This is a genomic window from Streptomyces sp. SCSIO ZS0520, assembly GCF_025643355.1.
In the GTDB taxonomy this organism is placed as follows: Bacteria; Actinomycetota; Actinomycetes; order Streptomycetales; family Streptomycetaceae; genus Streptomyces; species Streptomyces physcomitrii.
Genome location: NZ_CP092644.1, coordinates 1,674,489 through 1,695,230, shown reverse-complemented (window position 1 = coordinate 1,695,230; position 20,742 = coordinate 1,674,489). Strand labels below are relative to the sequence as shown.

Annotated in this window: 12 protein-coding genes and 1 pseudogene; 5 read left to right on the top strand and 8 right to left on the bottom strand. The window is 70.3% G+C overall.

What is annotated here, in order from left to right:
* Positions 1-54 precede the first annotated feature (54 nt).
* The 5 genes and pseudogenes from MID12_RS05675 to eccE all read right to left on the bottom strand — a co-directional run bounded on the left by MID12_RS05675 (position 55) and on the right by eccE (position 10,309).
* Entirely contained in the window at positions 55-1,932 is a 1,878-nt protein-coding gene (locus tag MID12_RS05675; protein WP_040247621.1) for an ABC transporter substrate-binding protein, read from the bottom strand.
* A 490-nt stretch (positions 1,933-2,422) separates the two neighbouring features.
* Positions 2,423-6,766 (bottom strand): MinD/ParA family protein, encoded by a 4,344-nt coding sequence (locus MID12_RS32250; RefSeq protein ID WP_317633417.1) that lies wholly within the window; start codon positions 6,764-6,766, stop codon positions 2,423-2,425.
* 801 nt (positions 6,767-7,567) lie between these two features.
* A pseudogene (locus MID12_RS05665) lies at positions 7,568-7,696 on the bottom strand (SCO5717 family growth-regulating ATPase); the annotation flags it as partial.
* A gap of 379 nt (positions 7,697-8,075) precedes the next feature.
* Positions 8,076-8,939, bottom strand: a complete 864-nt coding sequence (locus MID12_RS05660; RefSeq protein WP_263165230.1) for a hypothetical protein — start codon at positions 8,937-8,939, stop codon at positions 8,076-8,078.
* Positions 8,940-8,944: 5 nt separating this feature from the next.
* Positions 8,945-10,309, bottom strand: a complete 1,365-nt coding sequence (gene eccE, locus MID12_RS05655) for a type VII secretion protein EccE (RefSeq protein ID WP_263165228.1) — start codon at positions 10,307-10,309, stop codon at positions 8,945-8,947.
* A 227-nt stretch (positions 10,310-10,536) separates the two neighbouring features.
* Here eccE and eccB point away from each other — a divergent pair, with 227 nt between their 5' ends.
* Together eccB and mycP are read left to right on the top strand one after the other, a co-directional pair.
* Positions 10,537-12,060, top strand: coding sequence for a type VII secretion protein EccB (gene eccB / locus MID12_RS05650; protein ID WP_263165225.1), 1,524 nt, complete (start codon positions 10,537-10,539; stop codon positions 12,058-12,060).
* A 50-nt stretch (positions 12,061-12,110) separates the two neighbouring features.
* The gene (gene mycP / locus MID12_RS05645) at positions 12,111-13,379 is read left to right on the top strand and encodes a type VII secretion-associated serine protease mycosin (protein WP_263165223.1); all 1,269 of its coding nucleotides are present in this window, start codon (positions 12,111-12,113) and stop codon (positions 13,377-13,379) included.
* A 64-nt stretch (positions 13,380-13,443) separates the two neighbouring features.
* Here mycP and MID12_RS05640 read toward each other — a convergent pair whose 3' ends face one another.
* From MID12_RS05640 to MID12_RS05630, 3 genes are all read right to left on the bottom strand, one after another.
* On the bottom strand, positions 13,444-13,851 hold the full coding sequence (locus MID12_RS05640; protein WP_263165222.1) for a hypothetical protein: 408 nt from the start codon (positions 13,849-13,851) through the stop codon (positions 13,444-13,446).
* A gap of 188 nt (positions 13,852-14,039) precedes the next feature.
* On the bottom strand, positions 14,040-16,334 hold the full coding sequence (locus MID12_RS05635) for a hypothetical protein (RefSeq protein WP_263165221.1): 2,295 nt from the start codon (positions 16,332-16,334) through the stop codon (positions 14,040-14,042).
* Between the two features lie 35 nt (positions 16,335-16,369).
* On the bottom strand, positions 16,370-16,867 hold the full coding sequence (locus tag MID12_RS05630; RefSeq protein ID WP_263165220.1) for a hypothetical protein: 498 nt from the start codon (positions 16,865-16,867) through the stop codon (positions 16,370-16,372).
* A gap of 311 nt (positions 16,868-17,178) precedes the next feature.
* Between MID12_RS05630 and MID12_RS05625 the strand changes: the two genes are divergently transcribed.
* The 3 genes from MID12_RS05625 to MID12_RS05615 all read left to right on the top strand — a co-directional run bounded on the left by MID12_RS05625 (position 17,179) and on the right by MID12_RS05615 (position 20,728).
* Positions 17,179-17,646 (top strand): hypothetical protein, encoded by a 468-nt coding sequence (locus MID12_RS05625; protein ID WP_263165218.1) that lies wholly within the window; start codon positions 17,179-17,181, stop codon positions 17,644-17,646.
* Positions 17,646-19,394: a hypothetical protein gene (locus MID12_RS05620; RefSeq protein WP_263165216.1), complete on the top strand. Its 1,749-nt coding sequence runs from the start codon at positions 17,646-17,648 to the stop codon at positions 19,392-19,394. The genes MID12_RS05625 and MID12_RS05620 overlap by 1 nt, the downstream gene beginning before the upstream one ends.
* A gap of 200 nt (positions 19,395-19,594) precedes the next feature.
* Positions 19,595-20,728, top strand: a complete 1,134-nt coding sequence (locus MID12_RS05615; protein ID WP_263165215.1) for a S8 family serine peptidase — start codon at positions 19,595-19,597, stop codon at positions 20,726-20,728.
* The last annotated feature ends 14 nt before the right edge of the window (positions 20,729-20,742 follow it).

Genomic DNA, 20,742 nt, shown 5'->3' with positions numbered 1-20,742 from the left:
CGGGCTCTTCGGGCCCCGTGGTTCGCTGATCCTCGGTGCGGGCGGGGTGGGTCGCTACTCGCGGTCCTCGGCCGTGGAGCGGCGGCGGACCGCGAAGAAGGCCCCGGCCGCGCCGAGCACCACGACCGCCGCGACGATGCCGATCACGACGCCCGTCGAGCTGGAGGAGCCGGAGGAGTCGTCGGAGTCCGCGGGGGTCGCCGACCACCAGCTCCAGTAGCCGTCCTGGCCGTAGATGTTCCCGGCCTTCTCCGGCATCGTCGTGATCGACTTGATCTGGTCGGTGCGGTAGGCCTCCACGGCGTTCGGATACGCCATGACGCTCATATAGCCCGTGTCGTAGAGCCGCGACTCCATCTGCTTGACCAGCGTGGCCCGCTTCGCCTCGTCGTACTCGGCGAGCTGCTTGGCGTAGAGCTGGTCATACTTCTTGTCGCAGATGAAGTTGTCGGTGGCCCCGGTGTCCTTGGGCGTCGCGGGCAGCGCGTCGCAGGTGTGGATGGACAGGACGAAGTCCGGATCGGGGTTGACCGACCAGCCGTCGAAGGCGAGGTCGTACTCCCCGGCCAGCCAGGGGTCGGTGACGTTGTCCAGGCAGTTCAGCTTGAGGCCGATGCCCAGCTCGCCCCACCACTCCTTGAGGTACTTGCCGACCGCCGCGTCGTTCGGGTCGGTGGCGTGGCACAGCATGCGGTAGTTCAGCGGCTTGCCGTCCTTGCCGACGCGCTTGCCGTCACCGTTCTTCTTGTACCCGGCCTCGTCGAGGAGCCGGCCCGCCGCCTTCGGGTCGTAGGCCCACTCCTGGCTGTCCGAGGGCTCCCAGTAGTACGAGGTGAAGCGGGGCGGGATGTAGCCCTTGCCCTCGACCGCGTGGCCCTGGAAGACCTTGTCCACGATGGTCTTGCGGTCCACCCCGAGGAAGAGCGCCTTGCGCACCTTCTGGTCGAGCAGCGAGGGGTGCCCGTTGCCGAACTTCTCGCCGTCCTTGGAGCGGGCGCCCGGGTTGGTGGCGATGGAGTAGAAGCGCCGGCCGGGGGCGTCGTTCACCTTGATGTCGCTCTGGCCCTCAAGTGCCGCCGCCTGGGCGGGAGTCAGGCCCTGGACGAAGGAGACCTCGCCCTTCTTCAGCGCGGCGACCGCGGCGTCCCCGTCCTTGTAGTACTTGAAGACCAGCTCGTCGAACTTGGGCGCGCCCCGCCAGAAGGACTTGTTGGGCTTCAGCCGCACATAGCTGTCGGCCTTGTAGTCGGTGACCACGTACGGACCGTTGCCGACGATCGGGAACTTCTTGTCGTTGTTGAACTTGGAGAAGTCCTCCACCGACTCCCACTCGTGCTTGGGCACGATCGGCACGTCCAGCGCCGCCATCGTCGCCTGCGGCTTCTTCAGCTCGATGACGAGCTTGGTCGGGCTCGGCGCCGTGACCTTCTCGAAGTTCCCGACGAAGCTGCCGTTCGCGGTGGCGGCGCCGTCGTCGGTCATCATCTTGTTGAAGGTCCAGGCCGCGTCCTCGGCGGTGACCTTCTTGCCGTCCGACCACTTCGAGTTGGAGCGGATCGTGTACGTCCAGGTCAGCTTGTCCGAGGAGGGCTTCCAGTCGGTGGCCAGACCCGGGATCGCGTGGTTGTCCTTCGGGTCGTAGTTCGTCAGGTACTCGTACATCAGCCGGTGCACGCTGGTGCTCACCAGGCGGGTGGCGAGGAAGGGGCTCAGCGAGTCGACGCTCTGCGCGACCGCGACCGTCAGCGTCTTCTTGCCGTCGTCCGCGGCCTGTGCCTGCTGCGGGGCGGGGCTGAGCGGAGTGGCCAGGGCGGCCGTGAGTCCGAAGGCGGCGGCGCCGGAGGCGGCCAGCATCTTCAGGCGGCCACCGCGTCCGCGCCTCTGAAGCCGGGTCAGAAATCGGGCCGTGCCGTGTGGATCTTGTCTGTCCATGGGTCGTGACCTCGCGTCATCACTCGCGCAGGGTGGCTGGTCGATCATGAGACGCCAGCGGGTTGATGTGTGTGTCTATCAGCGGCAATCGGCAGTCGTCAACGGCGGGTGAACCCCATGTGGCCTGCGGAAATAACGAGTTGACCGGCATTTCACGCCCATTGGACCAGACCGGTGAAAGCTGCCAGGCCAGGACGTGGCGGTGGTCGGCGGGCTGGTGGGAGGCACTGGGCACCGGAGACAGGGCGGACGCGGTGGACCCGGGCTGCCGGGCGGGATCTGACGCGATGTCGGCCACGGAGTGTGCCATGCGCACGCAGGGCCCGCACCGCGAGAACGGTGCGGGCCCTCGTCAGGCCGTACGGATGAGGCCGGGGCGCGTGCGGGCACCTGCGGCCGGGGCAGGTGCGGGCGCCTCGGCCGCAGGCGGCGGCCGGGGCGAGCGGGCCGGCAGCACCTCGCGCAGTGGTCCGCGCGGGCGCCGGATCCGCTACTGCTGCGGCTGCCCGCCCAGCGGTATCGGCCCCTGGAGCCCCCCCGGCGGCACCGGCTGCCCCGGCGCGCCCTGCCCCTGCTGCGGGTACTGCTGCCCCGACTGCCCGGGCGGCAACTGGTGCTGCGCCGGGGGCTGTTGGTAGGGCTGCCCCGGCCCCGGCTGCCCCCAGCCCTGACCGGCGCCCGGCTGCTGCGGGTGGCCCCCCGGCGCGGGCTGGCCCTGGCCGGGATAGGGCTGCTGACCCTGCCCCTGGTAGGGCTGCTGCGGGTAGCCCTGGCCGGGGCCCGGCTGCCCCGGCGCCTGCTGCCCGCCGGGCATCGGCGGCGCGACCTGCGGCGGCGGGTTGCCGTCCGAGGTCCAGAGCCCCTGCGCCTGCTGGGCCCGCGAGAAGTCCTCCGCGACCATCGCCGAGAGGTTGAAGTAGGCCTCGCGCACCTTCGGGCGCATCATGTCGAGGTCGACCTCGGCACCGGCCGCCAGGTGCTCGTCGAAGGGCACCACGACCACCCCGCGGCAGCGGGTCTCGAAGTGGCTGACGATGTCGTCCACCTTGATCATCTTGCCGGTCTCGCGGACCCCCGAGATCACCGTGATCGAGCGCGAGACCAGGTCCGCGTACCCGTGGGCGGAGAGCCAGTCGAGCGTGGTCGAGGCGCTGCTCGCGCCGTCCACCGAGGGCGTGGAGATGATGATCAGCTGGTCCGCGAGGTCGAGCACCCCGCGCATCGCGCTGTACAGCAGGCCGGTACCGGAGTCGGTCAGGATCACCGGGTACTGCTTGCCGAGCACATCGATCGCCCGCCGGTAGTCCTCGTCGTTGAAGGTCGTCGACACCGCCGGGTCCACGTCGTTGGCGAGGATCTCCAGACCGGAGGGCGCCTGCGAGGTGAAGCGCCGGATGTCCATGTACGAGTTCAGGTACGGGATCGCCTGGACCAGGTCGCGGATGGTCGCCCCGGTCTCCCGGCGCACCCGGCGGCCGAGTGTCCCCGCGTCCGGGTTGGCGTCGATCGCGAGGATCTTGTCCTGGCGCTCGCTGGCCAGGGTGGCACCGAGCGCGGTGGTGGTGGTCGTCTTGCCGACGCCGCCCTTGAGGCTGATCACCGCGATCCGGTAGCAGGAGAGCACCGGCGTACGGATCAGCTCCAGCTTCCGCGCCCGCTCCGCCTCCTCCTTCTTGTTGCCCAGCTTGAACCGGCTCGCCGCCGAGGGCTTCCCGCTCCTGGCCTTCTGCCGCTTGGCGTTGACCAGCCGGTCCGAGGACAACTCGGTGGCCGCCGTGTACCCGAGCGGCGTCCCCGGATGGGTGGGCTGCCGCTGCTCGTGCTGAACCGCCTGCGGATAGGTGGCACCGGTCCGCGGGTCGACTCCCGGCTGACCCGGCCCGCCCTGCTGGCCCGGCCCGCCCTGCTGCCCGGGCCCGCCCGGCTGACCCGGTCCGGCTTGCTGACCCGGCACAAAGGGCTGGCCGGGGGCGTAGGCACCCGGGGCCTGGTGGGGCTGGGGGGCCTGCGGGTTCTGGGGCTGGTCGGGGTTCGGGGCCTGGTGGGGATTCTGCGGCTGGGACTGGGACTGGGACGGGGGCTGGTACTGGGACGGAGGCTGGCCCTGGGGGTGCTGACCCTGCGGGTAGGGCTGGGCCTGACCGGGCTGGGCGCCCGGGTAGGGCTGGCCGGGGTACTGCTGGCCCGGCTGGGCCCCGGGGTAGGGCTGACCCGGTCCGGGCTGGCTGGGCTGGCCCGCTTGTCCCGGTTGGCCCGCCTGGCCCTGCTGGGGTGCCTGGCCGGGCTGGGGTGCCTGGCCCGGGTACGGCTGCTGTCCCTGCGGGTAGCCCTGGCCGGGCTGCTGGCCGTACGGGGGCTGCTGTCCCGGGAGTTGGTGGCCGGGGCCCGGCTGGTGCGGCGGGTACGGGTGGCCGGGCTGACCCGGCTGCTGCGGGAACTGACCCGGCTGCTCGGGGTGCCCCTGCCCCGGCGCCTCCTGCCCCGGGCCGCGCGGCGGTACGGCGGTGGGCCCCTGCCCCGGCTCCGCGGTCCGGTCGACGGGCGCGGGCAGGTTCGCCCCGGGGGCCGCGTCCTCGGCGCCCGGCCGGTTGCCCGGGGTCGGGAACGGGGCACGGCTGGTCGGCTGCGAGTGCACCGAGGCCGCGGGCTCCGAGGAGGCAAAGGGGCCGGCGGAGCCGGGGGACTGCGCGGCACCGGGGGGCTGCGCGGGGTCACCGGGGAACTGCGCGGCGTCGGTGGGCCCGGCCGGTCCGGAGGGCGCGGCGCCGGGGCCCTGCGGGAAGCCGTAGCCGCCCTGGGGGAAGCCGTACCCGCCCTGCGGCGGCTGGGCTCCCGGCTGCGCCGCGGCGGCGGGGTTCGGGAAGCCGTACCCGCCGGGCACGTCCGCCTGCGGGGGCTGGACCCCCGGTTGGGGCTGGGCGCTTGGCTGCGGCTGTGCTCCGGGCTGGGGCTGGGCGCCCGGCTGTCCGGCGCCGAAGGGCTGGGGGAAGCCGTAACCGCCGTTCTGCGGACCGGAGTCGGGGCCCGTACCGGCCGGTCGCGGGAAACCGTAACCGTCGGGCTGACCCTGTGACGGGCCGTCAGGTACCGGTGCCTCGCCGCCAGTTGGCTGCGGGAAGCCGTAACCACCGCCCGGCTGCTGCTCGTTCCGCGCGGCGGGGGCCGCGCCCGGCGTGGGCATGCCGTAGCCGCCCGGGCGCGAGGGGGCGCCGGGGGCGAAGGGGTTCCGGGGGACGTCCTCGGCCGCGGGGTCACCGGCAGCGGCCGGGGCGCCCGACGCCGGGCCACCGGGGGCGCCGGGAGCGGGCGTCGGGGTGCCGGAGGCCGGGGTGGCGGGATGCACCGGGGGCACAGCGGCCGTCGGCGGCTGCCAAGCCTGCGGGGCGGGCTGCGGGGCCTGCGGCTGGTACGGCGCCGAGGGCGGCAGCTCACCCGGCGCCTCCGGCCCGGCGGCCGAATCCCCTTGCTCCGCCCGGGAGTCGGCGGGCCACTGCCCCGCGGTCGGCGGCGCCGCGGGCTGGAAGTCCGGCGGCAACGGCGGCAGCCCCGCCTGCGGCACGGGCGGCGGTGTCCACGCCGGGGGCGCGTCCCGCCGAGCACCCTCGGTGCCGAAGTCCGAGGGCACGGCGTCCTGTGGCTCAGGCGCCGCGGTCGGCGGTACGGAATCCTCCGGCCCCCCGGACCGCGGCTTCGCGCGACCGCTCAGGCTGATGCGGATGGTGCTGGGGGAGGAGAGGTCGCCGTCGTCGTCCGACAGGTCGCCTTCATTCGACAGGTCGGCTTCGTCGTGCAGGTCGCTGGGGCCGGGCAGATCACCCTGGTTGGCCGGGGCGTCCTGGCTCAACAGCTTGTCCTGGTCAGGCAGTTCGGCCTGAGCATCGTGCGTGCTGGTGCTGGTGCTGGTGCTGGTGCTGGTGCTGGTGCTGGTGCTGGTGTCGGCGTCGGTGTCGCTGTCCGGGTCGGCCGATGCTGCCGGAGGGAGGACCGTGGCGTCGGCGTCGGTGCCGCCTTCGGTGTCGGCGCTGTGTTCGGTGAACTCGTCGTTCTCCGGGGCCTCTTGGTCGCTTGCCGACCCCGCCTCGGCCGCGTGCGCGGAAGCCTCGCTCCCCACAGCGGTGCCCGAGACGCCCATCGCATCCGGGGAAGCCTCGTCCTCGGACTCCTCATCCTCGGCCCTGGCCGTGGCCCCGGCTTCTTCCTGCCTCGGCAGGACTGCCCACTCGTCGCTGTCGTTCCGCTCGGCCCCCGGGCTCTCCGGGTCGTCGGGCAGGGTGAAGCTGTCCGGTCCCAGCGGCGGGGCGGAGGAGTACAGCTCGTCGCTGTCTTCGTCGGTGCCGATCTCGGCGTCAGTGTCAGTGTCAGCCTCGGCGCCGGTCTCGGAACCGGCATCCTTCGCGTACGCGGAGGCCGTACCGGAAGCGGTCTCGCCCGCGAGGTCGGAAGCCTGCTCGCTATCGCCGTCCTCGGTGGCGTCCGCGCCGTCCGCCTCCGTGCCCGTGGCCCCATCGCTGAACCCGGAGGCAGCCACCCCAGAGGCATCGAACCCGGAGGTGCCGGGCGGGGCGGTCGAGGTACCGGCCCAGCCTTCGGTCTCCGACTTCGACTCCGCTTCCGTCCCGTCCTGGGCCTCGGTTCCGGCGGCGGCCGCTGCGGTCTCTGCGGCCGCCTCGCGTTCGGCGGCCTTGCGCTCGCCGATCTCGCGGAGTTCCTGCTGAAGGGCGGAGGAGCTGAAGCGCATGGTGGCGCCGCTCTCCAGATCGCCGCTGCTGTCCGCCGCCCCGGACGAACCGGCCCCGACATCAGTGGCGTTGGCGCTACCGCCCTCGTCCGGCACCCCCGTACCGCTCCCCTCCGCAAACGGAGCCGGAGGAGCACTGGGAGGCGGCGGCGCGAAGGGCGCCGGGAAGGACGGCACCTCGGGCGCGGCAGCGGAAGCCTCAGGCACTGCCGGTGCCGAGGATGCCGAGGACGCCGGGTATCCGGAGGGGTCCGCGTACCCGGAGGAGTCCGAAGCCCCCGCGGTTCCAGCGGAGTTGCCGGACCCAAAACCCCCAGAACCCTCGCCAGCCCCGTACGAACCAGAAGAAGACGAACCAGAAGAAGACGAACCGGAAGAGGGGGAACCGGAAGGTGAACCGGAAGAAGACGAATCAGAGGAACCGGCCGACTCGAAGCCGCCCGGCAGCGGGAAGCTCGGCACCGCGGTCGGGTCCGCGACGCTGCCGGGGACCTCCCCGGAGGAGGCGCCGCCGCTCCAGGGTCCGCTCACCGGGGTCCCGGAAGCGGCGCCGCCCCCGAGCACACTGGCGAAGCCGTAGCCGGAGGGGTCGGTGGTGGCACCGGGCCCCGAGCCCTCGGCGCCGTAACCGCCCTCGTCCGAGGTTCCGGGCCCGCTCCCGTCCGCCTGTCCGCTTCCCGGAGCCGGAGGGGGCGTACCCCAGCCCGGCCCGGAGTCCCGGCCGTACCCGTCCTGGGGCTGCGGCGGCACGGCGCCCGGACCGGCCTGCGGCGGGAGCGGAGCGCCCACCGGCGGCGGGGGAGGAGTGGCACCGAAGGGCGGAGGCGTCGGCGCGGAGGCCGGAGGCGAGGCGGCCGCGCCGCCCGTGGGTTCGTCGGCGGCGTCGGAGGCGTTCTGGGTGTACCAGGCAGGCGGGGCGTAGTCGATGGTGAACTCGCCCGTCGTCTCCATGGGGGACTCGGCGTCGGACTGGTCCTCGCCGGGCGTGGCCCAGCCCCCGCGGTTACCGTCCCGATCGCTGCTCACAATTCCTCCTGCTGATGTGGTCGAGCACCCTCGTGCGCCGTCGGCACACCGCGACTTCCGCTCTCCAGAAGCCGCCGCCACCGCCGGATTACCCCTCGGGCGCGAACGGCCCTTCCGCTCTCACCGCCGCCGGACACCCATGCCGCGCCCCACCCCAGCCTAATCATCGGCGGCGGCGCGCTGTCAGTTCCGCCCGGCGACCGGTACCGGGCTGGTACATGCGCCGCTCGGAGAAGGCCCAAGCCGCCCCCCATAGGGGATATTTCGGTACGTGAGGGTGTATCGCGTCAAAGCAGGCATGGCCGAAGTCACCCTCGCCCGAGCGGCGTCGGCCCCTCGGCGGGGTCCGCTCTCGTACGCCGCGTCCGTCCCGGAGGGCTCAGTCCATCCGCCGCGGTGTCCCGAGGAGCCCGGTCTCCGCGTCCGTGGCCTGCGTCATCACGTACTGGCGTTCCCGGTCGGCGCACCACAGCGTGACCCCGTCGGCGAGCGTGGGCAGCGAGGCCACATCGGCGCCCGGCAGGGCCAGATGGCGCCCGATCTCCCGCGCCTCGTCCGGCGAGACCCGCTGCACGCCGACCAGCCGGGCCTGGCGCACCAGGCGGGGAGCGACCGGGCTCAGATACGGGAGCAGGGTCAGGACGGACTGCCAGGGCCCGGAGGCCACCCGGCCCCGGGGCGGGCGCATCCCGCAGTCCCGGATGACCAGGACGGGCCTGCCCGCGGAGGGGCCCTGCGGCGGTACGCGGCCCACATCGTGCAGGCCCATGAAGGGCTGGTCGGCGCCGACGGCCCGGACCAGCGGGGCCCAGGACTGGCCGCGCCCGGTCTCGACGGCGACCCGGGCTCCGGTGGCGGCCGCGCGCAGGGCGAGGACCTGGGCCGTCCAGAGGCCGCCGATCAGCACGATGTCGTACGGCGTCGGCCGGTTGATCCCGAGCACGGCCGGACGGGACTCGGCGTCCACCCCTATGACCACGCCGTCGTCCCCGATCGGCAGGGACAGGGTGTCCAGTTCCGCGGCGGACAGGGTGTGCCGCCGGTGGCGCGGGCCGAGCAGACCGCGGCCCCGGCGGACGCGGGCCCGGAGCCGCTCCAGGAGAGCCGGGTCCACGGAGCTGCCGATGCCCTCGACGGGCCGCCCGGTGACTCCCGGCCGGTCGAAGTACGTTCCCTGGACGGCCTGTTCGACCGGCCCGGCCTGCCCGGGCTGTGCCGTCGACCGATGCGGAGACCTCCGCATGCCCATCAGCGGGCACCTCCGAGCGGCAGAGTGGCGAGGACGCCGGGCAGTTGCTCGCCGTCCAGCCGCATCAGACCGGTACGCGACTGCCGTGCGGCGCGCTCCAGATCGCGGCGGGCGGTGGCGAGTTCGCTCTCGCCGCGGCCGGTGACACGCAGATGACCGGTGAGGGTCACGCCCTGACGCTCGCCGCCGGCCAGCGTCAGACTGAAGGTCGTGGCCAGCGCCGGGACGGACGTCAGGATGCTGACGAGCTGGGGCAACGAGCTTTCTCCGCCGCCCAGTCGGGGCCAGCGCCGTACCCAGTAGGTGGTGTGGCGGCGGTTGTCGCAGCGCCAACTGCGGCCGGACTCCTCGGTCCTGCGCGCAGGCGCCTCCTCCTGCCCCGCCTGCGCGGTGACCATCGGATTGGCGCAGGCCGAGGTCGCCACCGCGGTGACCAGTTCGTCCTCGGTGAGCACCGTGGCCCGAAATCCCTTACCGGACAGCCGACTCGACAGGTGGTCGGCCACCCGGGCCAGACACTTCCGCGCGCCGGTGACCCCGCCGCCGCGGGCGGCCACGGCCTCCGCGCAGAGTTCGGGGTCGAGCTTCAGCGCGATCCAGGTGATCCGCACGGCGGGCGAACCGGTGCCCGCCTGCAGGGGCGCGTAGTTGCGCACCGCCACGGACTCCTGCGGCAGATGCAGCGCGGGAGCGGGCTGTGTGTGCAGGACGATCTGCGCCGACTCCAGGCGGATGCCGTCTACTTGGAGGGCGTCGCGGACCAGGGCGACGGGCAGCGGGCGCCGGTTGCGCTCGGCGCGCAGCGCGGTCGCGTCGGACTCGACCTGCAGGACGGCGGTCAGGAAGGCGCCGTCGCCGATGAGGCCGATCGGCCGCTGGTCGCGGGCCCCGCCCCGGGTGCAACTGGACGTCCGCAGGCTCGGATCGCACTCCACAGCGGGCGCGAGGCCGGGCTCCGTGCCCGGCAGCAGCGGCTCACCGCGGGCCCGGCGCCGACGGGCCCGCAGGGCGAGCACGGTACCGAGCCACTCCGGCAGGGTCCGTCCCCGGCGCCGCACGAAGGCCAGGCAGAGCAGCAGGGCGGCGATCACCCCCGCGGCGGCGAGCGCGGCAGGGCCGATCACCCAGCCGCAGACCACCAGCGCGGCCGCGAGTTCGATCAGCACCAGGCGCTGCACCCCGAACGAACCACCGCGTCCGGAACGGGTCTTGAGGAGGGGAGTGACGGAACTCACCGAAGAAGTACCGGAGTTCGCCGTTCCGGGGCCCGGCTGAGGTGTCCGCAGTTGTGAACCGGCCGCTGATTCCCGCGTCGTGGCACGGCCACCCGAGCGCGATGGCCGCGACCCTGCTGCGGAAGCCATCCGCCCACCCCCGAACTCTCCCCGGCGCCCATGCGTACCGGCTCCCGCCTCCGGCCGGAACCACGGCCCGACTGGCGGGCGTTCGCACTCTACCCGCGGTATACGCGCGACTTCGAAGAGGCATAGTAGGGGCCGTGCCCGGCGGCGGGGCCACCGGAGGCGGCCGCGGGCGACCGAAGCGGGGGAGGGCTCCCCCATGGCTCCGCACGGGGAGAGAGCGGACACAGATGGCATCACGGCGGGACGAACTCAACGCCTACACCTTCGCGAAGCGCCGTACGCTGGCGGCCTTTCTGCAGCCCTCGCCGTCGGGCTCGGAGGAGGGCGCCCCGCGGCCGCTGCGGGGGTTCCTGCCGGGCACCATCGTCGGGATCGTCATCCTCGCGGTCTTCGGCGCGATCGGCATGTTCAGCCCGACGGCACCCGAGGGCTGGGACAGGACCCAGGCCCACCTCATCGTGGCCAGCGACTCCACCACGCGGTACGTCGTCCTGGACACGGACGGCCAGAAGCAGCTCCACCCGGTGCTCAACACCGCCTCCGCGAAGCTGCTGCTCAAGGACTACACCGACGAGGTGGTGACCGTCGACGAGAAGGTCCTCGACAACGGCAGGATCCCGCACGGCGCGACCATCGGCATCCCCTACGCCCCCGACCGGCTGCCCAGCGCCGAGGAGGCCGAGACCGCCAAGCGCTGGATGGTGTGCGAACGCCCCGGCACCGGCGGCCGGGCCGGCCAGAAGGCGGCCTTCGTCCTCGCCAGGAAGGAGTGGGCCAAGGCGGAGGGACGCAACCGGCTCACCGGCGGCCAGTTGATGTACGTGGCCGACCAGGCGACGAAGAAGCAGTTCGTCATCGACGCGAGCGGCACCGCCTACCCCCTCGCCGACCCCGCGCAGGAAGGCCTGCTCAGCGCGCTCGACACCCGGGGCCGCGCCCCCCAACGGGTCTCCCCGGACTGGCTGAAGACCTTCCACCGGGGCTCGGCCGTCTCGATCCCGAAGGTGCCGGGTGAGCCGGGTGAACCGGCGGGCGCGCTCCTCGGCGACGGCAACGACCGGTACGACCAGGTCGGCAGGGTGCTCAAGGCGCTCGACGGCACGCGTATGAACTACTACATCGTCCTCAAGGGCGGGGTCGGCCGGATCTCCGAGTTCACCGCCAGGCTGCTGCTCCGCAGCCCCCAGCTCGCCGACGTCAACCGCGACGAGCTGGCGGCCCGGGTGAACGGCGCCGTGGTCGATCACAGCACCCCCTTCGCCGGGCAGGGCGGCACGTGGCCGAGCAGGACCCCCGAGACCGTCAACAACGGCTCCGGCACCGGCCGCGACACCGTCTGCAACACCCTGCGCGCGATGGACGGCAGCGGCACCGAACTGTCCACCTGGGCCGGCACCGACTTCCCCGCGACCCTGCCGACCGGCTCCGCCAGCGCCTACGCCACCCCCGGTTCGGGCCAGGTCTTCCGCCAGATCAAGGGCACCGACACCAAGTCCGGCGGCATCTTCCTGGTGACCGACACCGGTCTGCGTTACGCCCTGCAGTCCAACGCCGACGGCAGCGGGACCGACCAGGGCATCGGAAAGTCCACGTCCGAGTGCAAGGTGGGTTATCGGGACGACAAGTGCGCCCAGAAACTCCTCGGCTACGACGCGCTGACCCCCGCCCTGATCCCGGACACCTGGGCGGAGTTCCTGCCCAAGGGCCCCCGGCTCTCCCAGGCGGACGCCCGGCAGCCGCAGAGCTCCTGACCCGCCTCCGGACGCGACCCAAGCCGTACAGAAACGGAGACGAGGACTTCATGGCGCCCATCCGCAACCGGGCGGGAACCGGACGACGCCTCGCCGTGGCCGTCGCCGCGGGGATACTGACGGCCTCGGGAACGGTGCCGGCCCTGCCCGCCTCCCACGCGGCAGCCGACACCGGCCAGTGCACCTTCGGCGGCAAGAAGTACGCGGGCCGCCCCTGGGCCCTGCAGCGCGTCAACCTCGACGAGCTGTGGGAGACCGCCACCGGCAAGGGGGTACGGGTCGCGGTCATCGACACCGGTGTCGATGCGGGGCACCCTCAGCTGAAGGAGGCGGTCGACGCCGGGGCCGGCGCCAATGTCCTCCCGGCCAAGGACAAGGACGGCAAGCCGGTCGAGGACCGCGGCAACAAGCACGGCACCACGGACACCGTCGGACACGGCACCCGGGTCGCCGGACTCATCGCCGCGCGCAAGGACAAGGGCACCGGCTTCGTCGGGCTCGCCCGGGACGCGAGGATCATCCCGGTCAAGCAGAACAACGCCCAGGGAGTCGGCACGGCGCAAAGCCTCGCCACCGCGATCGACCACGCGGTGCGCGAGCGGGCCGATGTCATCAACATCTCCCAGGACACCGCCGATGCCGCCAAGCCCGAGGAGAAGCTGCGGGCGGCGGTCGACAACGCCCTCGCGCACAACGTCGTCGTGGTGGCCTCCGCGGGCAACGACGGACTCGACGGCACCACCAAGCCCACCTACCCGGCCTCCTTCGACGGCGTCCTCGCCGTCGCCGCCTCCGACCGCAACAACGAGCGGGCCCCGTTCTCCCAGTCCGGCAACCAGGTCGACGTGGCCGGCCCCGGCGTCGACATGGTCTCCACCGTCCCCCGGGGCGGGCACTGCGCCGACAACGGCACCAGCTTCTCCGCCCCGTACGTGGCCGGGGTGGCCGCCCTGCTGAAGGAGGACCACAAGGAGTGGACACCGCGGCAGATCGGCGCCCAGATCGAGCAGACCGCCGAACGCTCCGTCCTCGGCAGGGACGACCGCGTCGGCTGGGGCGTGGTCGACCCGGTGGCGGCCGTCACCGAGATCCCCGACCCCGCCCACCCCCTCGAATCCCCCCACCCCGACAAGGCCATGACCGGCGCGGCACCCCCTGACCTGTCCCCCGTCCCCCTCGGCGAAACCCCCGAGGAACGCAACACCCGCCTGGCTACGTACATCCTGATCGGGGGTTTGGTGACGGTGGCTGCCCTCACCGGCACGGCGGTCGCGGTACGGGACGGGCGGCGGAGGCGGGTGGAACGGGGTGGGGCGTGAGCAGAGCCGGGACGCATTTCGTCGCTGCATGCTCACTCGGGTCCGCTCGTGGCTGGCGGGGTGGTCAGGCGCAGGCGTCCGTGCGCTCCACTGCCTTGGTGTAGGCGACGATGAGCTTGTTCATCGCGTCCCTGTCGTCGATGTCCTCAGCCCTTGTCTCGATCACAGTGAAGAGCTTCATGTCCGGATGATCCGCAGAGGCGCAGGACGTGGGGCTGCCCGTAGCTTCCGTGCCCGTATACATGAACCGGTTGTCTTCCGACAGCTCGCCGTTCCCCATCCCGAGATAGCTTCTGGCAACTGTGCCCGCCGTGTCCGTCCGCTCCCGCCAGCTCTGACGCGCGATGAGGACGGTCTCGCCGTCCACTGAGACATCGCAGCGGTCCGTGCCCCCGTTCGGTTCGGTTGCCGCCTGCGAAATGTTGTCCCCGTCCGGTAGAAGGGGCTTGAGCAGGGCGGAGTCGACAGTCACTCCACAGAGGGCGCCGGGGATCGCGTACCGCTGGCTCTTCCCTTCTTCTGAGCATGCCGTCAAGTTCAGAGCAATCGGTGCGATGGCGCTCAGGGAGATCGTGAGCTTGAGCAGACGGCGAGATGTGCAAGGTAGAAGCAAGATCTGTCCTTTCGCTTCGAAAAACTCGGGAGCGGAGCGCCCAGTTCCTAGATCTCTGTCCGCAGGTGAGGCGCCATGAAAATGGCATTGGTGCCTGCAGCGCGGAAACCAGACTCTGAGTGGACGCGTGCCTTCTCATCGATGCTCTGGTCCAAGATCTCTTTCTGGTGATGGGTCTTGGCGGCGTGCTGAACCGCCTTCTCGGTGTACTCGGAATTGCGATCGATCCCGGTCTCCCAATACGCACCCATCTTCGCTCCAGCATCCTCTTTGGCATGACCCTCCGCGTCCTGGAAGAGGCTTTCCAGGACGACGCTGCTGGCCGTTTCAGCCGCACCACCGACGGCGGCTCCGACGAAGGGGCTGGCGATGGACGCCGTCCCGACACCGATACCCGTCCCGACCACCCCGGAAGCCGTGTTCTTCCACTGCGCCACGGACTGCTCGTACTTCTTGTCCTCTTCTTCGGCAGGGCCCGCTACGGCCTCCTGGCGACCGATGGCGAGCGTCCCGGAGACCTCGCCGGAGCCGTGAGCGATCTCCTTGACCGTGAACTCGAGGTCCCGGGAGTACCGCAGGCTCTCCGGGACATCGGGATGCAAGTGGTAGTCCATCAGGCTGCCCAAGTACGCCTTGTTGGCGACCTCCACCGCCGCGTACCCCTCCGGGTTCTGACCGACGGTCACCAACAGGGCTGTCACGTCGCGGTGGTTGAGTGTGGCAGAGCTTCCGGCGACGGGAAAAAGCCTCTTCGTGTCTCCGTCGCTGTCATCCGTCATCGCCCGGTTGATGTCCGGCAGGTATTCGGCGGTGATCTGTCCCACGCTGTCGGACATGTATCCGTGTTTGGTGAGCCGCTCGTTGTCGTCCGAGATCGAGGAGACAAGGTCCTCGAACAGCTTGGTCTGCTGGGCGTTGTGCGCGGGCGTGTCCGCGTTGGGGCGTTCCCCCGCCGGGTGCCCCGTCGTGGCGGCCTCCAGTGCGAGAGCCAGGTTGTTGCGGCCGGTGTGGTCGGTTTCGCCCTTCAGGTTGGACTCCTCCGGCCAGTCCCGTTCCTCGAAGAGGTACTGGAAGTTGGTCAGGGCGACCTTGCCCTTTTTGCCGTTGCCGTCCGTGTCCCGTTCGAACGGGGAGTCCTCCTTGGCGACGTATTCCTCGTTGAAGAAGTCGGTCGCCGCGGCGGGGCTGTTGGACAGGCCCTTGAGGTAGCCGGTGAAGGGATCGGTGCCGCTGTCGTCGCCGATGTGGTTGAGCAAGGGGTCGCCGCCCGATCTGGTCCAGGACCTGTGCTCCCCGTTGTGGGTGAGTTTGCGGTCCGTCTCCATCAGGGCGGTGCCGTAGTTCTTGAGGAACTGGTCGTCGTAGTCGCCTGTCCTCATCAGGTTGCTCATCACCTGGAATCCGAAGGGACCGCCTCTGTCGCCGTGGAGAGGCTTTCCCCCGAGTTCGACCATGTCGTATTTCCACGTCGCCATCGCGGTGGAGTCACTCTGCGAGGCCGAGGCGAGGGTCATCCCCAGATGTCGTTGGAGATCGTCCAACTCATCGCGGCGGTCGAAGCTGACCTGCCGATTCACCGCAGGGTCACTGAGGCCGGCCCAGAACTCCAGAGTTCTCTTGGGGCCCAGGCGCGTGGCGAAGCGTTCGGAGAACAGCGGATCGTCGTGGTACTCACTCAAGCCCTTGTTGATCCTGTCGAACTCTTCCGGCGTGAGGTCCTCCGGCTTCTTGGCCGCGATCCTGGCGATTTCCTCGGCCTTCTTGAGGGCGTCCGCCGCGCTGTCCCGATCCTTGTAATCGGCGTCGGAGAAGCCCGTATCCGCCTGGTGGGCGATCGCGCGCAAGATCTTGTTCGCCGAACTGTCGCTGGTGGAAGCCTTGTTGAGGATCTTCTCGATCTCGTCGCGGAGCGCGTGCACATCGCTCTCGTCGTGGTCAGGGACCTCGGTGTCCTGGGCCGCACGGTCCGGATGGGTGTTCATCGACACCGTGAACCCGCCGTTGCCCGTGCTCACCACGGTGAGGTTCTTCTTCGCTCCGCGATCGATGGCGGCTTCGAGGTCGCTCTTGAACTGCTTCAACTCGTTGCGGGTATCGCGCAGAATCCTGTGGACGGTCCGTGCCTGGGTGTGCGCGTCCTTGAACTCACCGGCGGTCTTGCCGATGAACTGCTTCGACACCTGGGCGTTCACACCGGCCCAGTTGGCCTTGTTCGCCGCCTGGTGGAGACCGTCCTCGGCGTCCTTCTTCAGCTCGTCGAGGTGGCGGACGAGTGTGCCCCAGTCGGAGACGGCTTCATCGAGCAGGGCGAAATTGGCATGGCGCAGCGCGTCGAGTTCCATGGTCGTCTCTCCTGTGGATCGTGATCCCCGCGGCGCTACGGCTTCTTGGGCGGCCCGTACACGGGATTCTTGTCGCCGGGCTTGCCGACCCGCTCGTCGAAGCCCTCGTCCAGAGTGTCGATGCTGCTCATCTGGCGCTCGATGTAGTGCTCGTCACCGGAGTGCACCTTCTTGGTGACCTGCATGTGGTTGGAGATGTGCGCACAGGCGTCCCTGAGAGACGCCAACTGCTTCTCCCAACGGTCCGCCACATGCTGCAGCCCGCCCCCGAGGTCGAACTTCTGCTTCGAGAGGTCCTCGGCCGCCGCTCCACTACTGGGGATGGCCACGCGCGCCTTGTCCCAGAGCGAGTTGTAGAGAGTGTGGGCGTGGCTGCCGATCTTCACGAGATCGGAGTGACCTACCGTCAGGTCACCGGTCTCGTACGGGGTCTTCGCGTAGCCGCCGGGATCGTCCAAACGGTTTAACCGCATTCCGGTCGATTGACGGTCCGCGGCCTCCGCTTTCAGCTGCTCCCACTCGTCCCAGGCCATGGGTGGTTCCCTCCCGCGTTCAGGTCGGTCGATGCCGGGCAACTGCCACGCCGCGTTCACCGCGGCTTGGACCGGGTCCGGTCGATGTCATGTGCGCCTACAAGGGGTTGTCCGGACCTTCCCGGACTCTGCCTGCCGGAAGATCCGTTGTGGCGCAGCCGATACAGAAGATCAGTTGGAACGGATGTAGCGGTCAACTAGAGTAACTGGCTGTCGACACGCGGTAGTCGGCGACCGCCGGGACCATCTGCGGCCCCGATGAGAGGCTCAGTCGGGTCGAGTTGCGGGAGACGCGCGGGAGGGGACACGTCGTGCTGGCTGACATCGGTGGGGGAGGGAATTCCCAGGGCGCTGCTGCGGACCTGAAGGTCGGCGCCGGGGTCCTGCTCACCTTCAAGCAGCGAGTGGACAAGATCCTGGACGAGTTCGAGGGATCGAACGGCAGCGCCTCCAAGGTCGGCCATCTCCGCTTCACGCAGGGGGCCGTGACCGGGAGCGCGGACTTCCATGAGGCGGTCGCGCTGCACTCCGAGTACGAGTCGATCCACGAGCGCATCACCAGCCTGTCGAAGATGCTCTCCCTCCAGATCGAGGCGATGGGTATCGCCGTCCATGGAGCGGAGATCGGTTTCGACAACCTGGAAGAGGACGAGCGTCGTCGCTTCTGGGAGATCCAGACGCGGGTCGATCGTGAGATCGCGGCGAATGAGCAGCGCCAAGACCCGCACAAAGACATTCCGAGCAATGAACGCAAGGGCGTCGGCGGAGAGTTGTCCTGATGAGTGGAGAAGAGAAGCCCGAGGAACTGCCCGCGTTCGCGGACCTTGCCGACGCGAAGCACCGGGCCGAGTGGCAGGTGCAGGGAACGGATGTGGTGCGCTCCGGCTTGGCCGGCGGTATCGCACCCTTCGGTCTGGTTCCGCATGACACCCGCGCCTATCAGTACGGCAAGGCCTCCAACTTCGAGGACCACGAGCTCAACACCATGCTCGACATGGTGGAGGACACCAAGCCGAGCGACCTGGAAGAGGCCGCGCGCGCTCTGCGCAAGGCAGGCAAGGCGATCAACGAAGCCGCCGTGGAACTGCGCAAGAACATCCGCCACGCCAACGAGGGCTGGGAGGGCGAGGCGGGCCGGGCCTTCGAGAAGTGGGGCAAGAAGCTGGCGGGCACCACTGAGGTGTTCGCCTCCTTCGTTCAGATGGCGAGCATCGAGACCGAAGCCGCCGGCATCGGTCTCGCCTCGGTGAAGAGTTCCCTGCCGCCCAGGGACAACCGGTTGATCCAGAAGAAACCCAGCGCCTTCATCTCGCCGGAGCAGACGGATTCCAACGCCGACTACACCGCGGCGAAGAAGGTCGAGAAGGACCGCCAGGAAGCCATCAACCAGATGAACCGGTTGGCGTCCTTCTACTCGGTCTCGGCTCAAGGGCTGAACACGCTCAAGTCCCAGGAGCCGACGTTCGAGATGATGCCGAATGTGGGGGTGCCGAGGCCGGAGGGCGACGGCTGGGGCGGATCCGGCTCCGGCGAATCGGCTGTGCCGACGGGCGACAGCAGTGCCGGGAGACGGGACGTTCCCCTGTACACCACCGGATCGGTGGCAACTCCCGAAAGCCTGGTGGCCGATGCACGGGGGACCGATGAGCCGGTCAATCTTGATCGGAGAGTCGGGACGGAGCTGGACAGCGTGAATACGCTGCCGCCCACGGCAAAGGACCCGCCTGTCGCCCCGCAGCCGTCCCCGATCGCTCCCGGTGGCGGTAATAACCAGAGCATCGTTCCGCCGTACCCGACCGGAGGGCTCTCTCCGGTGCGCACGAGCCCTCCGCCCACGGCCAAGGGCTACGGCACCGGGAGTGGTAAGACGCCTTCCACCATGGGGCAGGGACGCCCGACCTCCACCTCGCCGGGGAACCGCTCCACGACCAACACCCCTATGGGCCGCCAGACTTCGACCGGTCAGTCTCCTGGCCGTGGTGCGGGAGGCGGGCGACAGGTGCCGATGGGGCGTGCGATCTCCGGAGGCACTCCCCGGCCCAATTCGCCTTCCAGCGGCCGTGGCAATGCATGGGGCAACCCCGCTGCGAATCGCGACGGTGTCACCGGCGGCCGTCAATCCGCCACCAGCTCAAATCGCGGCCAGGAAGGCCGCAATGGGGCGCGGGGCACGGTGGTCGGAAACGAAACGTCGGCGGATTCCCGTTCCGGGGCAGGTCGCGTCGCCCAGCGTGGCGTGGTCGGAGGTCCCGCCGCCGGAACCTCCGGAGCGCGGACTTCGACGGGTGGCCGACGCGTTCAGGGCGCATCCGAAGCGGTGACAGGGAAACCCGCCGCCCGGAACGCGGGAGGCCGCTCCGGAAGGCAAGGTTTCACCTCCGGGGGTTCAGGCCTTGCGCGACCGGGTGAGGGCAGCCGTGAGGAAGAGACAGAAGAGGGCGGTTCCCGGCCGGACTACCTGGTCGAGGATCCCGAGACGCATACGCCCGACAGGCCGCGGCCGAACGTGCCGCCGGTGATCAACTAACCCGAGCGAGGACGTACTCCAGCATGAAGCCAGTGATCACCCGTCGAGGAGCAACGGCGCCCCCGGGTATGGCACGCAGCGTGGTGAGACGCGTCGCGGTCTTAGGGATCTCCTTCGGAGTGGCGCTCGGTTCGGTGGCGGGCACGGGCTCGCCCGCCACCGCTGCGGACGCACAGTCCCAGCAGTGGTACCTCCCGAGAATGAGCGCCGAGAAGATCTGGAAGGTGAGTACCGGTCGAGGGGTGAAGGTTGCCGTCATCGACACCGGTGTGAACGCGAATACCTCGTCACTCAAGGGCCAGGTGCTGACCGACGAGGTGCCGAAGAAGGTGTCCTATCACGCGACCGGCGACTATACGGGGCACGGCACCACCATGGCAGAGGTGATCGCCGGTACGGGTGCGGGCGGCGGGCTCAGAGGAATCGCTCCCGGAGCCAAAGTCGTTCCCTATCGCGTTCTGCTGAACGGCCTCGAGGACAAGAACGAAATCAAGCGGACACCTGAACCGTCGGAAGCGCTTCGTGCCGCAGCGGACACCGACGTGAAGGTAATCAACATGTCCATGGGTGTCTACGCTGCGACTCCGGACATGAAGGCGGCCGTCCAGTACGCGTATTCCAAGGGCAAGCTAATGTTTGCAGCCGTGGGAAACACCGCCAAGGAGAAGAACCTCATTGGCTATCCCGCAGCCTTCCGAGGAGTTGTGGGCGTCTCCGCGTTGGATCAGAACGGTAAGGTCGGCGAATTCTCCCAGCACGGCGACTACATTGACCTGTCAGCACCCGGACTTGATCTCCCGCGCTGGTGCGACTCCACCTTCGAGTCCTACTGCGGCAAGAGTCAGGGCACCAGCTTCTCCGCCGCCTACGCCTCCGCTTCCGCCGCACTCATCTGGTCCGCGCACCCCGACTGGACTTCCCACCAGGTCCTGCGCGTCCTGATCGACACCGCCGGCCGCGACTGGCCGAAGGACGAGCGGAGCAACTACCTCGGCTACGGCGTAGTGCGGCCCGCGCGGAATCTGCTGCGTCACGAGGGTGACCCCGGGCCTGCCGATGTCGATCCGATCACCGGCAGGACGGTGGCGATGCCCGCTGGTGGTGGGCAGGGGGAGGCGGCTGAGCCCGAGTCGAGCTCGGCTCCCTCCGCCTCTGGGTCGGAGTCCTCGCAGGCATCCGGAAACACCTCCGGAAAGGCTTCGGAGGACAAGCCCTCAGCCGCAGGTTCGTCGGACGACCGTACCGGCCTGTGGATCGCGCTGGGTTCGGTTGCCGCGCTCGCCGTTCTCGGGGGCGGTGGTGTCGCCGTGGTGCGGTCGCGGCGCGGGCACTGAGCAACCCACCCCTG

Coding starts and splice junctions, on each gene's coding strand:
- MID12_RS05675 (WP_040247621.1), bottom strand. CDS start 1,932: ATGGACAGACAAGATCCACACGGCACGGCCCGATTTCTGACCCGGCTT.
- MID12_RS05660 (WP_263165230.1), bottom strand. CDS start 8,939: ATGCGGAGGTCTCCGCATCGGTCGACGGCACAGCCCGGGCAGGCCGGG.
- eccE (WP_263165228.1), bottom strand. CDS start 10,309: ATGGCTTCCGCAGCAGGGTCGCGGCCATCGCGCTCGGGTGGCCGTGCC.
- eccB (WP_263165225.1), top strand. CDS start 10,537: ATGGCATCACGGCGGGACGAACTCAACGCCTACACCTTCGCGAAGCGC.
- mycP (WP_263165223.1), top strand. CDS start 12,111: ATGGCGCCCATCCGCAACCGGGCGGGAACCGGACGACGCCTCGCCGTG.
- MID12_RS05635 (WP_263165221.1), bottom strand. CDS start 16,334: ATGGAACTCGACGCGCTGCGCCATGCCAATTTCGCCCTGCTCGATGAA.
- MID12_RS05630 (WP_263165220.1), bottom strand. CDS start 16,867: ATGGCCTGGGACGAGTGGGAGCAGCTGAAAGCGGAGGCCGCGGACCGT.
- MID12_RS05620 (WP_263165216.1), top strand. CDS start 17,646: ATGAGTGGAGAAGAGAAGCCCGAGGAACTGCCCGCGTTCGCGGACCTT.
- MID12_RS05615 (WP_263165215.1), top strand. CDS start 19,595: ATGAGCGCCGAGAAGATCTGGAAGGTGAGTACCGGTCGAGGGGTGAAG.